11 protein-coding genes and 1 other RNA gene are annotated in these 14,373 nt (G+C 67.6%); 1 reads left to right on the top strand and 11 read right to left on the bottom strand.

The genetic code is table 11. From position 1 onward, the window contains the following. Window positions 1–36: 36 nt before the first annotated feature. The 6 genes from B6G06_RS02810 to B6G06_RS02785 form a co-directional block, all read right to left on the bottom strand. Complete coding sequence (locus B6G06_RS02810) at window positions 37–1,077, bottom strand: ROK family protein (RefSeq protein WP_081170880.1); 1,041 nt, start codon at window positions 1,075–1,077, stop codon at window positions 37–39. A 103-nt stretch (window positions 1,078–1,180) separates the two neighbouring features. Next, window positions 1,181–2,101, bottom strand: a complete 921-nt coding sequence (locus B6G06_RS02805) for a dihydrodipicolinate synthase family protein (RefSeq protein ID WP_081170878.1) — start codon at window positions 2,099–2,101, stop codon at window positions 1,181–1,183. Between the two features lie 66 nt (window positions 2,102–2,167). Next, a complete protein-coding gene (locus B6G06_RS02800) occupies window positions 2,168–3,016 on the bottom strand; it encodes an ATP-binding cassette domain-containing protein (RefSeq protein WP_081170876.1) in 849 nt (282 codons plus the stop codon). Then, window positions 3,016–5,154 carry a dipeptide/oligopeptide/nickel ABC transporter permease/ATP-binding protein gene (locus tag B6G06_RS02795; RefSeq protein WP_081170874.1) on the bottom strand — a complete coding sequence of 713 codons (2,139 nt, stop codon included), beginning with the start codon at window positions 5,152–5,154 and terminating at the stop codon, window positions 3,016–3,018. The genes B6G06_RS02800 and B6G06_RS02795 overlap by 1 nt, the downstream gene beginning before the upstream one ends. Then, entirely contained in the window at window positions 5,154–6,119 is a 966-nt protein-coding gene (locus B6G06_RS02790) for an ABC transporter permease (protein ID WP_081170872.1), read from the bottom strand. Before B6G06_RS02790 ends, B6G06_RS02795 begins: the two co-directional genes overlap by 1 nt. A 224-nt stretch (window positions 6,120–6,343) precedes the next feature. Further along, entirely contained in the window at window positions 6,344–7,978 is a 1,635-nt protein-coding gene (locus B6G06_RS02785; protein ID WP_080463326.1) for an ABC transporter substrate-binding protein, read from the bottom strand. 175 nt (window positions 7,979–8,153) lie between these two features. Here B6G06_RS02785 and B6G06_RS02780 point away from each other — a divergent pair, with 175 nt between their 5' ends. Continuing rightward, the gene (locus tag B6G06_RS02780) at window positions 8,154–8,885 is read left to right on the top strand and encodes a FadR/GntR family transcriptional regulator (protein WP_164505185.1); all 732 of its coding nucleotides are present in this window, start codon (window positions 8,154–8,156) and stop codon (window positions 8,883–8,885) included. A gap of 1,271 nt (window positions 8,886–10,156) precedes the next feature. Here B6G06_RS02780 and ssrA read toward each other — a convergent pair. From ssrA to ftsE, 5 genes are all read right to left on the bottom strand, one after another. Continuing rightward, window positions 10,157–10,527: a transfer-messenger RNA gene (ssrA, locus tag B6G06_RS02775) on the bottom strand. Between the two features lie 117 nt (window positions 10,528–10,644). Further along, window positions 10,645–11,187 (bottom strand): SsrA-binding protein SmpB, encoded by a 543-nt coding sequence (gene smpB, locus B6G06_RS02770; RefSeq protein ID WP_080463327.1) that lies wholly within the window; start codon window positions 11,185–11,187, stop codon window positions 10,645–10,647. Window positions 11,188–11,325: 138 nt separating this feature from the next. After that, on the bottom strand, window positions 11,326–12,552 hold the full coding sequence (locus B6G06_RS02765) for a M23 family metallopeptidase (RefSeq protein WP_081172160.1): 1,227 nt from the start codon (window positions 12,550–12,552) through the stop codon (window positions 11,326–11,328). A gap of 62 nt (window positions 12,553–12,614) precedes the next feature. After that, entirely contained in the window at window positions 12,615–13,532 is a 918-nt protein-coding gene (ftsX, locus tag B6G06_RS02760) for a permease-like cell division protein FtsX (RefSeq protein WP_080463328.1), read from the bottom strand. A 12-nt stretch (window positions 13,533–13,544) separates the two neighbouring features. After that, a complete protein-coding gene (gene ftsE / locus B6G06_RS02755) occupies window positions 13,545–14,234 on the bottom strand; it encodes a cell division ATP-binding protein FtsE (RefSeq protein WP_073452333.1) in 690 nt (229 codons plus the stop codon). Window positions 14,235–14,373 lie beyond the last annotated feature (139 nt).

The following is a 14,373-nucleotide window of genomic DNA, read 5'->3' as shown; positions in this document are numbered from 1 at the left end:
CAGTGGTCGGGCGAAGATCGGCAACGGGGCTCCGCCTCACCCGATGAGGGCGAGGGCGCCCCGGGCGGCGCCGATGATGGGGGCGGTGGTGCCGAGCTCGGCGGGGACGATCTCGATGCCGGCCAGCGGCTCGATGACCTCGGAGGCGAAGGCCTCGCGCAGCGGGGCCCACCACAGTTCGCCGGCCCTGGCCAGGCCTCCGGAGATGATGACGCGCTCGGGGTCGAGGACGGTGGCGACGCCGGCGATGGCCTGGGCGAGGGCGAGGGCGGCCTCGCGGTAGACGCGGGCGGCGAGCTCGTCGCCAGCCTGGGCGCGCTTCTCGACGTCGTGGGCGTTGGCCGCGGCAGGGTCCCCTCCGGCGGCGAGGTAGCGGCGGAGGATGTGGGGGCCGGCGGCGATCGGCTCGAGGTGGCCGGGGCGCCCGCAGGTGCAGGTCTCGCCTGCGGCGAGCCCCGAGGGCATGTGGCCGATCTCCCCGGCCACGTGGTGGGCGCCCCGCAAGGGGACGCCGTCGAGCAGCACGGAGCCGCCGACCCCGGTGCCCACGGCGACCATGAGGGCGCAGTGGGTGGCGCGCCCGGCGCCGAGCCAAGCCTCCCCCGCCGCGTAGGCGTCGACGTCGTTCTCGACGTGGATGGGCGGGCGGCCCAGGCCCTCGGCCTCCAGGCGGGCCTGAACGCCCTCCGCGACGCGAGTGCCGGCCCAGTCGGTGATGGCATCGGTGGCCGAGACGATTTCGCCGCGCTCGACGTCGACGACGCCGGCGGTGCCGATGCCCACCGCACTGATGGTCGGGGGCCCGTCAGCGGTCTCACCGGGGATGCCCGCGCGCGCGACCTTGACGACGAGGGAGGCGATGGCGTCGAGCATGGCGGCCGGGCCGTCATGAGCGGGAGTGGGGACGGAGGCGATGGGGCCGAGCAGGGCGCCGTCGGCTCCCACGAGCGCGGCCGCCATCTTGGTGCCGCCCAGGTCGAGGCCGACGACGCCAGTGGGGCGATGGACGCCCGCCCCGCCGGTGGCGCGGGGCGCGTCGGATGCGGGTGCGGCGCCGCTGGCGTCGGTGGAGGCCATGGGAGTCCTTTCGTTGCCGCCCCGGGTCGGCCTGGGGAGGGAATACGGGAGCGAAGAGGTGGCTCGGGGCCGGGCGAGGGCCCGGCCCCGAGCAGCGCTGGCCTCAGATGAGGCCCTCCTCCTTCATGATGGCCACGACAGCGTCCTTGTTGGCGCCCTCGAGGGGCTTGATCGGGAAGGCCATGTGGTTGGCCTTGATGATGCCGAGTTCGACCATGGCGGTCTTGAAGGCGCCGATGCCGGTGGCGTCGCCGGAGCGGCCCTTGACGGCGAAGACGGTCTCGAAATGGGCGGCGATCCTGTCCTGGATGTCGCGCACGCGGGTCCAGTCGCCCTCGCGGGAGGCGTCCCACATCTCGCGGTAGGGGCGCGGTTCGACGTTGCCGTAGCCGGGGACGAAGCCGTCGGCGCCCAGCAGGAGCATGCCGTCGACCATGAGCTCGTGGCCGGATAGGAGGGCCAGGGGATGGCCGGCCTTCTCATTGGCGGCCACGAGGCGGCGGAAGCCCACGTCGTCGCCGGAGGAGTCCTTGACTCCGGCGATGACGCCCTCGGTTCCCAGGCGCACGAGGAGATCGCGGGACAGCTTCTTGCCGCCCAGGCGCACGGGGACGTCGTAGGCGAAGACGGGGATCGAGACGGCAGCGGCGATCGCCCGGAAGTGGGCGGCGAACTCCTCCTCATCGTTGATGGCGTAGAAGGGGCAAGTGGCCACGATGCCGTCGGCCCCCAGGGCCTCGGCTCGCTTCGCGTGCTCGATGACGCGCTTGGCGGTGGTGTCGATGGCGCCGGCCAGGACCGGTACGCGGTCGGCTGCGCGGGCGACGGTTCTCTTGACGATCTCGTCGCGCTCGGCGTCGGTGAGGTAGGCGACCTCGCCGGAGGAGCCGAGGACGAACAGACCGTGCATACCGCCGTCGATGAGGTGATCGATGATCTTGTCGAGGTCCTCGTAGTCGACGTCACCGCTGGCGGTGAACGGGGTGATGACCGGTGGGATGACGCCGGTGAAGCGGGTGTCCATGAAGGTGTTCTTCCTGATTGCTGGGATGGGGGCAGGGAGAGGGCAGGGCGCCGACGACGGCGGCGCTCAGCCCTCGAGGAGCGACGGCACGGCGGACAGCAGCGTCCTGGTGTAGTTCTCCTGAGGGTTGTTGAAGATCTCCGCCGTCGTGCCCATCTCGAGGATCCGGCCGTAGTACATGACGGCGATCTTGTCCGAGACGTAGCGGACGGTATTGATGTCGTGGCTGATGAACACCAGGCCCAGGCCGAGGGTGGCCTTGAGATCCTGGAGAAGGTTGAGCACCTGGGCCCGCACGGAGACATCGAGTGCAGAGGTGGGCTCGTCGGCCACGATGATGTCGGGGTCGAGGGCCAGCGCGCGGGCGATGGCCACGCGCTGGCGCTGACCGCCGGAGATCTGGCGGGGCAGAACGTCCAGGGCGCTGGGCGGAAGGCCCACGAGGTGCAGGAGGTCGCGCACGCGGGCCTCGCGCTCCTTGGGGCTGCCGATGCCGTGGACGTTGAGCGGGTCGATGAGCGTGTCGTGCACGATCATGCGCGGGTTGAGCGCGGTGGCGGGGTCCTGGAAGACCACGGATACCGAGCGGCCCAGGGCCTTGCGGTCCGCGGCCGAGTGGCCGATCCGCTTGCCCTTGAAGTAGACCTCGCCCTCCGTCAGGGGCTGCAGGCCGACCATGACTCGCGCCGTCGTCGACTTGCCGCAGCCGGACTCGCCCACGAGCCCGAGGGTCTCGCCGCGGTGCACCGTCAGGGAGACGTCGTTGACGGCGTGAACGGTGTCGGGTTTGAACAGGCTGCCAGTGCGAGAGGTGTGGATGACGTGCGCGTTCCTCAGCTCGATGACGGGATCGGCCTCGGTCCAGGCGCCGGGGGCGCCGTCGGCGGTGCCGCGGGGGGATGTGCGTGCGGCCATCAGTGGGCCTCCTTCGCGAGGATCGCCTCAAGCTCGGGCGTGATGGCGAAGACGTGGTCCGGGTTGCCATCGACCGGCTTGAGGGTGGGGCGGGTCTCGAGGCCCACGGTGGGGTGGGAGGAGCGCGGCGCGAAGCGGTCTCCGGAGACGAACTCCGAGGGGCTGGGCACGGTGCCGCGGACCTGGTGGAGACGGTTGGAGCCCGCCTCGATGGAGAGCACGGCGCCGAGCAGGCCCCGGGTGTACTCGTGGGTCGGGTTGACGAGGAGCTCGGCGGTCTCGGCCTGCTCGACCACCTGACCGGCATACATGACAGTGATCCGGTGGGCGAGCTTGGCGACGAGCGCCAGATCATGGGAGACGAACACCATCGCGAAGCCGAGCTTCTCCCGCAGGTCGTTGAGGAGGTCGACGACCTGCTTCTGGACGGTGACGTCCAGGGCGGTGGTGGGCTCATCGGCCAGCACGAGGCTGGGGTCGCGGGTCAGCGCCATGGCGATGAGGACGCGCTGGCGCTGGCCGCCGGAGAGCTCGTGCGGGTAGCTCTTGAGGGTGCGCTCCGGGTCGAGGCCCACGAGCTCGAGGAGCTCGGCGGCCGTGCGCTTGCCCCCGCGGGAGGTGAGCTGCTTCATCTGGGCGCTGATGAGCATGGAGGGGTTGAGAGACGACAGCGCGTCCTGGTAGATCATGCTCATCTCGTGGCCGCGCAGGGCGTTGTGCTGCTCGGGCGTCATCTCGAGGATGTTCTGGCCCTTGAACAGGATCTCGCCGGTGATGCGGGCGGTGGGCGGCAGGAGCCCCATGACGGCCATCGAGGAGATGGACTTGCCGCAGCCGGACTCGCCGACCAGGCCCATCGTCTCGCCGGGGCGCACCGAGAAGGAGACGTCGTCGACGATATTGACCTCGCCGTGCTGGGCGGGGAAGGCGATGGACAGGCTCTTGACCTCCAGGACGGGGGCGGCGCCGGTGTCGGTGTAGACGAGGCGGTCGCCGCGCTCGCGCTCGGCCACGGCCAGCTGCCGGAGGCGCTCGGCCAGCGGCACCTCCTCGGCGGCGGGCTCGACCAGCCCGGTGAGACTGCTGATCTCCCTGCCCTCGGCCGCGCCGGAGGGGACCGAGGCGTGGGCCTCCACGGCAGCGCCGGCCTCGTCCCAGGCCTTGGCGGTCTCGACGGCCTCCAGCGCCTCCTCGTCGGCCTGGACGTCGACCTTGCGGCGGATGCGCGGCGAGGCCATGGCGTCGGTGAGACCCTCCGACAGGACATTGAGGCACAGGGTGGTGATGAGAATCATGAGGCCGGGGAAGAAGGTCGGCCACCAGGCCCCCTGCAGGAGGAGCTCCTTGCCCTCGGAGAGCATATTGCCCCAGGTGGGGGTGTTAACCGACTTGATGCCCGCGCCGATGAAGGACAGCGAGGCCTCGAAGACGATCGCATCGGCCACGAGCACGGTGGCGAAGACCATGATCGGGGCGATGCAGTTGCGGGCGACGTGCTTGACCAGGATCCAGGGCACGGCGGCCCCCATGACCTTGGAGGCCGCCACGTAGTCCTCCCCGAACTGGGACAGGATGTTGGCGCGAACGACGCGGGTGAGCTGCGGGATGTAGAGGATGGCGATCGACACGATGATCACCGGGAGCATCGGCAGGCTCTGCGACAGGGCCGAGACGAGCACGGCCGCCAGGGCGATGCCCGGGAAGGACATGACGATGTCGAGGACGCGCATGAGGACCTCGGAGAGCCACTTGCGCGCGGTGGCGGCGATCGCCCCGAGAACCACGGCGACGGCCAGGGCGAGGGCCGTGGCGGACAGGCCGACGACGATGGAGACGCGCGAGCCGTAGACGACGCGGGAGAAGACGTCCCGCCCGGTCTTGTCGGTGCCGAAGAACTGCTCCCCATTGGGGGCCACGGTCACCGTGGTGATCTCGCCGATGCCCTCCTGATAGGTGGTTCCCTCGGCGAGACCCGTGGTGGAGGGGTTGTAGGTGGCGATGACCGGGGCGAGGATCCCCATGAGCACGATCGCGAAAAGGACGACGACGGCGATCTTGGAGCCGAGCGGCAGGGCCTTCCAGCCCTGGAAGCGCAGGCCGGGCTTGGCGGCCTTGTCGAGTGTGCGGCGGTGCAGCATCAGACGCTCCTGATTCGCGGGTTGACGAGGACGTAGAGCATGTCGACGATGATGTTGATGACGATGAACGCCAGCGCGACGGTGATCGAGACGCCCTGAACGATGTTGACCTCGTTGCGGGTGATGCCGTCGAGGATGAGCTGGCCCATGCCCTTGATGTTGAAGATGATCTCGATGACGACGGCGCCGCCCATCGAGTAGCCCACGCGCAGGCCCAGGACCGTCAGCGGGGTGATGAGCGCGTTGCGCAGGACGTTGCGCGCCACGACGACGCGCTTGGGGATGCCGGCGCCGATGGCGGTGCGCACGTAGTCGCGGTCGAGCTCCTCGACCATGGCGGTGCGCACGACCCGGGTGAGCGAGCCGATGTTGGGCACGGCGATGGCCAGGGCCGGCAGGAAGACCTGGCGGACGTACTCACCGGGGTCGTCGGAGAAATGGATCCAGTCGGTGATGAGGGCCGGGAAGATCCCGGCTCCCCCGGGCACATCGGTGAGCCACTGGATGAGGAGCAGTGCCAGCCAGAAGGAGGGGGTGGCCAGGCAGGCGATGGAGACGACGCGGATGATCTGGTCGGGCCAGCGGTCCCGGTACAGGGCCGCGACGACGCCGAGGATTGCGGCGATGACGATCGCCACGGCCAGGCCGATGAGGGTGAGCTGGAGGGTGATGGGGAAGGCGTCCGAGATGAGCCGGCTGATGTCGACGCCAGTGAAGCTCTGCCCGAGGTCACCGCGGACGAGGCCGACGAGATAGTCCCAGAACCTGGTCAGGAGGGGGTCGTTGAGGTGGTGGTCGATCCGGTACTGCTCGAGGGCCTCCGACGATGCCGCCTCGCCCAGCGCCAGGCGCGCGGGGTCTGCCGAGGAGAACGACATGACGACGAAGACGAGCAGCGTCACACCCAGCACCATGACGGGCAGCGCCAGGAGGCGCCGTCCGATCAGGCGGATGAGGTTGGACACTGGAATGCTCCTTTGCTTCGGTGTCCCGCCCGGGTGGGCGGTGGTTGGCCTGCCGGCCCGCCCCGGCGCCAATGGGGCGCGAGGGGGCGGTCGGGCGACCTCAGATATATTGTCTGATGTCTGATGACTAATGGCAAATTGGCGCCCCCGCTAATCATGGCGCGGCGCTCCCCCGATGAGCGGGGGAGCGCCGCGCGCGCCTCAGGCGGATGAGCCCACGGGACTCAGCTGTTGTTCGAACCAACCCCGGCGAAGGACAGACCGGTGAGGGTGATCGGCTTGAAGTTGACCAGGGTGTCGCCGTTCCAGGCCGTGGGAGTCTTGCGGTGGAAGATCGGGTAGAGCGGCACGACCTCGGAGATGGCGTCGAAGATCTCCTGCCAGGCCGCCACCTGCTCGTCACCGGTCTTCTGCACGGCGGAGTCCAGCATCTCCTGGATCTTGGTCTGCGACTCCTGACCCTTCCAGTGCAGGCGCTTGTCGATCCATGTGTCGCCGGCGTACCACCAGCGCAGGAGCAGGTCCGCGTCGTTGCCGAACACCGAGGGGTCGCCGGGGGCCACGACGATGTCGTAGGCCTCGGGAACGCCATCGATGGTGTTGTAGACGTCGGCGGACTTCTTCTCCTCGTAGGTGACCGTCAGGCCCGCGGCCTCGAGGTTCTCCTTGATGATCGGGCGGACCGAGGAGAACCAGCCGTGGTCGGAGCACAGCAGGCGCACGCTCTTCAGCCCGGTCTCGGCAAGGAGGGCCTTGGCCTTCTCGACGCCGCCGGTGGAGTAGTCCACCTTGGCGGCGCGGTATGCGGGGTGCCCCTTCTGGACGAAGCAGGTGGCCGGGGTGGCCAGGCCCGCCATGCCGTTCTTGCAGATGGATTCGTAATCGAGGGCGTAGAGGATCGCCTGACGGTTCTTGACGTCCTTCATGGGCTCGGAGCCGCAGTTGAACATCGCGAACAGGAGGCCGAAGCCCTGCTCGGCACTGACCTTGATGGGGGCGGACATGGCGGTGAGCTGAGCGGCCGGGACGGCGTCGATCGCCTGGACCGTGCCGTTGCTCATCGCGTTGGTGCGAGTGGTGTCATCGGGCAGGATCTGCCAGGTCATGGACTTGGCCAGGGCGGGCTTGGAGCCGTTGTACTTGTCATTGCGCTCGAAGACGACGGTCTTAGTGGCGGCGCCGTTGTCCTTCATGACGTAGGGGCCGGTGCCCACGGGCATCTGATCGAAGGCCTTCGCGTCGGCCTCGACGGCGGCCTTCGGGACGATCTTGACCACGGCGACGCGCTCCGCGACCAGCGAGAAGGGGTACTTGAGCGTGAGGGTGACGGTCTTATCGTCCTTCTTCTCCACCTTGTCCAGGAAGGGGAGGAAGGAGGCGTACAGGGACTCGTTGTCCGGGTTGAGGACCCGCTCGAAGGAGAAGACGACGTCCTCGACAGTGACGGCGGTGCCGTCGGAGAAGACCGCGCCGTCGCGCAGGGCGACCTCGTAACTCGTGTCGCTGACCTTGGTGGGCAGCGCGGCGCCGAGAGCCGGGTAGCACTCGCGGGTGACGGGGTGGATCTCGGTCAGGCCCTCCATGGTGTGCCAGTTGGCGGCGACGGTCAGGGCCGACGTCGTCGTCATCGGGTCATAGCCGTTGGTGCCGAGCTCGTAGGAGATGCCGGCGGCGATGACGCCATCCTTGTTGGTCACCTCGACATCGGGGGCGGCCGAGGATCCAGCGCCAGTGCTGGACTTCTTGGCGGTCCCACCACCGCAGGCAGCGAGGGTCGCGGCAATGCCGGCGGCCAGGCCCATGGTGGAGCTGATCTTGATGAAGTCGCGCCGGGAAGCGCGGGGAACTGAAATCGCCATTGGATGGACTCCTGAAGTCTGACGTCTTATGTCTGACGTACGTAGAATGAGTCTAGCAGGTTCAGCCCGCTTCCAGCCAGCCGTTGACGAAACCGTGTCAGAATCTCTACGGGACCTTGGCCGACAGAGACCCAGCCAATCGAGCCGAAGAGCGAGAAAGTGAGGTGCGCCACACATGGCCCCCGGAGACGCCCAGCGCAACACCTACGTCGCATTGTCCCCGGCACCGATGACCCAGGCGTCCACCGCGATGAGCGCGATCAAGGACTACATACTCTCCCACCACCTCCAACCGGGCGACCCGCTGCCCACCGAGTCGAAGCTGTGCGCCGGCCTCGGCGTGTCGCGCTCCTCCGTGCGCGAGGCGGTGCGCACGCTCGTCGCACTGGACATCGTGGAGGTCCGTCACGGCCACGGCATGTTCGTCGGCCAGGTCTCCATGCGCCCGATGGTCGAGTCGCTCGTCTTCCGCGGCCTGCTCGCCCCGGGCGACGACTACGCGAGTCTGCGCGACGTCGTCGAGGTGCGCACAACCCTGGACATCGCTCTGGCCGATCAGGTCGTCAAGACCTGGAAGGACCGTCCCGACCCCGTCCTCGACGGCTACATCGACGACATGGAGGAACTCGCCGCTGAGGGCAAGACCTTCTCCGAGCAGGACCGGGCCTTCCACGCGCGCCTCCTGGAGCCCCTGTCCAACCACCTGTGGTCCCACCTCATCGACGCCTTCTGGGCGGTCCACACGCTGACCGTGCCCCTCATGGACGCCCCCGCCGCGGAGGACATCATCATCACGGCCAAGGCGCACCGGGAGATGCTCGAGGCGGCGAGGAAGGGCGATGCCGACGCCTACCGCAAGGCCACCCGCAGGCACTACGCCCCACTCGCCTCGGCCCTGAGCGCCTGAGCCCGTCCCCGGGCACCGCCGCCCGGTCCTGTCGGCGAGGCGACGCCGACAGGACCGGTTCCTCCCCGCCGGCCGGAGCGGGACACAATGGCGCTGTCCTTAGAAGCCGCTCAGGCGGTCAAGAAGGTCACGGGCGAAGCCGATGAGCAGTCTCATCTGTAGGTCGCGTTGAGCGCACTCGGCGGGGTCGCGGTATTCGCCTCCCTCACATAGTGGAGGCGCGGCGGATCGGCGAGGAATACGGCTCGTAGTGACGGACATCGGAAGGAACGTGGGGCCCCAGGCGCTCACCTGGGGCCGCCCCCACGGTTGTGTTTCAGGCTACTGCTCCAAGGATGCGCCGCTGCACACTGAGCAAGTGCTCAAGACGCACGAGCGGCACCACGTCGGCTCCTCATTCGGGCTCCCAGGTGGTTTCATTAGCTTGTGCAAGGGCAACGGTGCGACTCTCCACGAGGTTCACGACCCTTTCGGCGATCTGAACGGAGTCGTTAGATCCCGAGCCATTGGCTGCCTTGATAGCTCCGGAGAGGTTGTCCATGACCTGTACGGTCGCTTCCCCCGCTTGTGGCGCGTCGAGATAGGCCTCACTTTGGAAATTCAGCATCGACCGGCCCTAAAACAAAACTTTCAAAGATCTTAGTGACTTGTCGACATTCTAGACATTGGTCATTCAGTGCGCTTCTCGATCATCGCCTCAAACAGTATCGTCAACGCGACGACTAATGCGACAACAAAACAAACCCCACCGAAGGGAGGGAGGCCGACTAGCATAAAAATAAAGCCTAGTAAGACCGAGGCAACGAGCACAGTCGACAGAAGGGACTTTGCCCTCATAGTGTCGATTACCCTGGAAGATTGTCTACGCTGCGACATAATTCAACCTCTCTCTCAAAATATTGTACCTTACAACCTCTGCATTGTCAAGCGCTGTTAGACGCCACCTCCATATGATTCTAGTATCATTCACTTCTAACAAATGCCTCACGCTTTATTCACTCCATTCGTCCACTCACTACTTATCAAATTAGTTTTCCTTCCACCTTTTGACGCAGGCCTAAACCTTTTGGCCCACCCTACGAACGCACCGCGACACGCCCCCGAACCCCCGCCACGGCGGCAAAATACCCCGCCAGGTCACCACCAGGGCACCGCCACGAAGCTCTCAGACACCACCCCACTGCCCCACAAACCCGAGTATTTACAAGGGAAACCCACCCACAGGCATGAAAAAGATGCTGGTTTGGATTGTATCCAAACCAGCATCTAGTTGGTGGAGATGCGGGGAATCGAACCCCGGTCCGACGGGCATGCAACAGGACTTCTCCGGGCGCAGCTCGCTAGTGATTTTCTCGGCCCCGGCGTCTCACGCGAGCAAGGACGCCGACGGGCTCAGTCGATGAGGAGTCCCGAGGAACCTACCGACACGGTTCCTCAGCAGTGGCTCCCTGGATGACGCCAGGAACCGGGGCGGAAGCGAACCCCGGGCTGACGGACTTCGAGGCTCGCTCAGGCGGCGAGGGCGAAGTCGGTGCGAGTGTTATCGGCACCTATAGGTTCGCGCAGAGCGTTGACGAGATGACTGCGCATCCTCGACCCGCTTCTCCTGAACCCATGACCGTCGTCGAAACCGATCATCCCCTATGGAGTTGTGGCGCCAGCGAGCCCACTGGGCGCGCCCGCACCGGCTGCCGATCATAGCAGGCGATTCACGAAGCGGTCCAGATAGGCCGCGCCGGATTGCCCGAAGTTCCAGCGCTCAACCCCGGCGCCGGTTGGCGGCCGCCATAGCGCGCTGGGCCTCGCGGTTGTCCTGCGCCTCGCGCAGCGCCTGCCGCTTGTCCCAGTCCTGCTTGCCCCTGGCCAGGGCGATCTCGAGCTTCGCCCGGCCACCGATGAAGTACAGCTCCAGCGGGACGATGGTGAAGCCCTTCGCGGCCACGCGCATGGCGAGCTTGGCGAGCTCGGCGCGATGCAGGAGGAGCTTGCGCTTGCGGCGCGGGGCGTGGTTGTTCCACGTGCCCTGAAGGTATTCGGGGATATGAGCGCCCTGCAACCAGGCCTCGCCGTTGCGGTCGATCTCGATCCAGGCCTCGGTCAGCGAGGCCCGCCCCATGCGCAGGGCCTTGACCTCCGTGCCGGTCAGCGCCAGCCCCGCCTCGTAGCGGTCCTCGATGAAGTAGTCGTGACTGGCCTTCTTGTTGCGGGCGATCGTCTTGTGGGCGTCCGAGGCGGCCTTGGCGCGCTCGCCCGGTGTCGGCTTCTTGGGCTTGCCCTGCCCTGCCCTGCCCGATGAGGCCATGGTCGTCTCCCTCCGGTTCACGATGCGATCGCCGCGCCGCCGGGCCCTGGCGGATACCGAAGGCGGGCGCGGCGCGCGGACTGGAGAGTCTACGCGCCGCATGGGCCCCTTCGCGCGCTGGGCGCTCCGCCCCGGGCTTCAGAAGCCGGGAAGTGTCATGGGATCGATGTACGCGCCGTCCCGCGCGACCTGGAAGTGAACGTGCGGGCCCGTCGCGTAGCCCGTGGAGCCGGTGTAGCCGACGACATCACCGCGGTTGACGTACTGGCCGTCCGCAATCGCCCGCCCGGAGAGGTGGCACAGGGTGATGACATAGGAGTTCCCGTCGATGTAGCCGGCGTTGATGTCGATGCCGATTCCGCAGGACGGGGAATCCCAGTAGGTGGCCGTTCCCGACACGGAGGCGTACTGCGGAGTGCCCTCGGCGGCGGCGAAGTCCGTTCCCTGGTGTCCCACGCCGACCCCGGTGACGGGGTGGATGCGGAACCCGAAGGGTGAGGTGACGGTGAGCGGCCCGGAGATCGGGTGGCCGATGTATCCCGCTCCCAGGGAGTCCGCGGCGATGGAGTCCGAGGAGACTCCCGTCTGCCCGGCGGCGTAGGCGGCCCGGTTCTTGGCGTCGATCTCCGCGATCTTGGCCGCCGCGGCATCGGCGTCCTTGGCGGCCTGGGCCTGCTGGGCCTCGAGGTCGGTCTTGCGGGCCTCGAGGTCGGAGGCGGCCTTGGCCTTCTGGGCTGCCAGGGTGGAGACGTTATCCCGTTTGGTCTTGGCGTCATCGCGCGCGGTCTGAGCGGCGGTGGCGGCGGCGTCGGCATCCGCCTTGAGGACGGCGACCCGCCTGGTGGCGGCGTCCTGGCGTGCCTTGCGGTTGGCGTCCTGGGCCCGCTTGGCCTCGGCGGCGGACAGCACCGACTCCTGGACGCCGGAGGCGATCTGCATCGTCTCGGCACGGGAGCTGAGCTCCTCGGCGGAGCCCGACTCCAGGACATAGGTCAGGGAGGTCACCGAGGTATCGCCCTGGTGGGCGGACACGACGAGCTGGGCCACGGCGCCGGAGGTCTCATCGGCGGCGGACTGCGAGGCGGAGGCCTCCGCAGTGATCTGCGCCAGGGAGTCCTCGGCGATCGTGAGGCGATCGGCGGCGGTCTTCCGCTCTCGCTCCTTCTCCTTCAGGGTCGTCTCCGCGGTCTTCAGCTCGGTCTCAGCGGTCGTCAGGCTGGTCTGGACGTTCTGCAAGTCGATGTAGGCCTGCCCCAGGTCAGCGGAGACCCCCTCCAGGGAGGAGGCGAGCTCGGCCTGCTTGCGCTGCGCCTCGTTGCGCTCATCGACGGCGTCGGATCGGTCATCCGCCAGGGCGGAGGACATGGGAGTCAGGCACAGGGCGGCGGCGAGGAGGATGGCGAGGCTCCGGCGGGACACGGTTCAGCTCACACCCTCGTGTACTTCGACAGGGAGGCGGCGGAGGAGATCGCGGCCAGCGCGACGGCGGCCAGGATGAGCCAGGGGGCGATGTAGAGAACATCACTGGTGCGGATGAAGGCGCTGGTGAAGGTCACCGAGCGGCTCAGCCAGTGCTCGATGATGTAGTACACGCCCAGCCACAGGGCGCCGATGGACATCAGCGCCCCGATGAGCGCCGCGATGACGCCCTCCAGGATGAAGGGCAGCTGTATGAAGAGATTGGAGGCGCCCACGAGCCGCATGATGCTCGTCTCCTTGGAGCGGCTCATCGCGGACAGGCGGATCGTCGTCGAGATGAGGAGGACCGCCGCCAGGGCCATGATCGCTGCCAGGCCCCCGGCGATCCAGGTGGCGCGATTCATGACCAGGAAGAGCGGATCCAGGGTGGAGCGCTGGTCGACGACGCGCTCGACGCCATCGCGCCCGGCGAACTGCTCGGAGACCACCTGGTACTTCTGGGGGTCGTTGAGTTTGACGCGGAAGGAGATCGGCATCATCTCCTCCGTGGCGGTGCGCCCGATGGGGGTGTTTCCGTAGGCCTTCATGAACCTGGCGTAGGCCTCGGCCTTCGTCTCGATCGTGTACTCCTTGACGTAGGAGGACAGCGCCTCGGAGCCCAAGAGCTGCTCGACGGCGTTGATCTGCGCCTGCGTGGCCTCGCCGGCAACGCACTCGGGACGGGCCGAGGAGGGCGGGCACATGTAGACGCTGACCTGAACCTTGTCGTACCACTCCCCCTTCATGGTCGAGATCTGGGACTGCAGGAGAGCGGCGGAGCCGACGAACAGCAGGGAGACGAAGGAGACGAGGATGACCGAGATCGTCATGGCGACGTTCCGGGACAGCCCCTTGAGGGTCTCAGCGGTGATCAGGCGAAATCTCATCAGCGGTTCTCCTCAGCGGTCCGAGCCGTAGACGCCGCGGTCCTGGTCGCGCACGACCTTGCCGCTCTTGAGCTCGATCACCCGCTTGCGCATCTGATCGACGATCTCATCATCGTGGGTGGCCATGACCACCGTGGTCCCCTGCCGGTTGATCCGGTCCAGGAGGCGCATGATGCCCACGGAGGTCGAGGGGTCGAGGTTGCCGGTGGGCTCATCGGCCAGGAGCAGCTTGGGACGATTGACCATGGCCCGGGCGATGGCGACGCGCTGCTGCTCGCCGCCGGAGAGCTCGTGAGGGAGGCGCTTCTCCTTGCCGGACAGGCCGACGAGCTTGAGCGCCTCGGGCACGGCGGTGCGGATGTAGTGGCTCGGCTTGCCGATGACCTGGGCTGCCAGGGCGACGTTCTCGGCGACCGGCTTGGTCTCCAGCAGGCGGAAGTCCTGGAAGACGAAGCCCATCTCGCGGCGCAGCTGGGGGACCTTCCAGGTGGAGATCTGGGAGAGGTCCCGTCCCAGCGCGTGCACCGCCCCTGAGGTGGGGCGCTCCTCGCGCAGGGTCAGGCGCAGGAAGGTCGACTTCCCGGAGCCGGAGGCGCCCACGAGGAACACGAACTCGCCGCGCTCGATCTCGATATCGACATCGTCGAGCGCGGGACGGGCCCCTCGTTTGTAGACCTTGGAGACATGGTCGAATCGGATCATCGGTGGATCGCTCCTGGCAGGCACAGGCGCCAACGCGCGCCGGTCGGAGCCACGGTACGCACGATGAAGGCGAATCCAGCCCGTGACACGCCCAGGCGAGAGCAAGGCGACAACCCTGTGATGCGCGGGTGCCTGCCCT

Source organism: Actinomyces gaoshouyii, from assembly GCF_002076915.1.
GTDB lineage: Bacteria > Actinomycetota > Actinomycetes > Actinomycetales > Actinomycetaceae > Actinomyces > Actinomyces gaoshouyii.
The sequence above is the reverse complement of the archived record's forward strand: the minus strand, read 5'-3'. Positions and strand labels throughout refer to the sequence as shown.

Coding starts and splice junctions, on each gene's coding strand:
- B6G06_RS02810 (WP_081170880.1), bottom strand. CDS start 1,077: ATGGCCTCCACCGACGCCAGCGGCGCCGCACCCGCATCCGACGCGCCC.
- B6G06_RS02805 (WP_081170878.1), bottom strand. CDS start 2,101: ATGGACACCCGCTTCACCGGCGTCATCCCACCGGTCATCACCCCGTTC.
- B6G06_RS02800 (WP_081170876.1), bottom strand. CDS start 3,016: ATGGCCGCACGCACATCCCCCCGCGGCACCGCCGACGGCGCCCCCGGC.
- B6G06_RS02795 (WP_081170874.1), bottom strand. CDS start 5,154: ATGCTGCACCGCCGCACACTCGACAAGGCCGCCAAGCCCGGCCTGCGC.
- B6G06_RS02785 (WP_080463326.1), bottom strand. CDS start 7,978: ATGGCGATTTCAGTTCCCCGCGCTTCCCGGCGCGACTTCATCAAGATC.
- B6G06_RS02780 (WP_164505185.1), top strand. CDS start 8,154: ATGGCCCCCGGAGACGCCCAGCGCAACACCTACGTCGCATTGTCCCCG.
- smpB (WP_080463327.1), bottom strand. CDS start 11,187: ATGGCCTCATCGGGCAGGGCAGGGCAGGGCAAGCCCAAGAAGCCGACA.
- B6G06_RS02765 (WP_081172160.1), bottom strand. CDS start 12,552: ATGTCCTCCGCCCTGGCGGATGACCGATCCGACGCCGTCGATGAGCGC.
- ftsX (WP_080463328.1), bottom strand. CDS start 13,532: ATGAGATTTCGCCTGATCACCGCTGAGACCCTCAAGGGGCTGTCCCGG.
- ftsE (WP_073452333.1), bottom strand. CDS start 14,234: ATGATCCGATTCGACCATGTCTCCAAGGTCTACAAACGAGGGGCCCGT.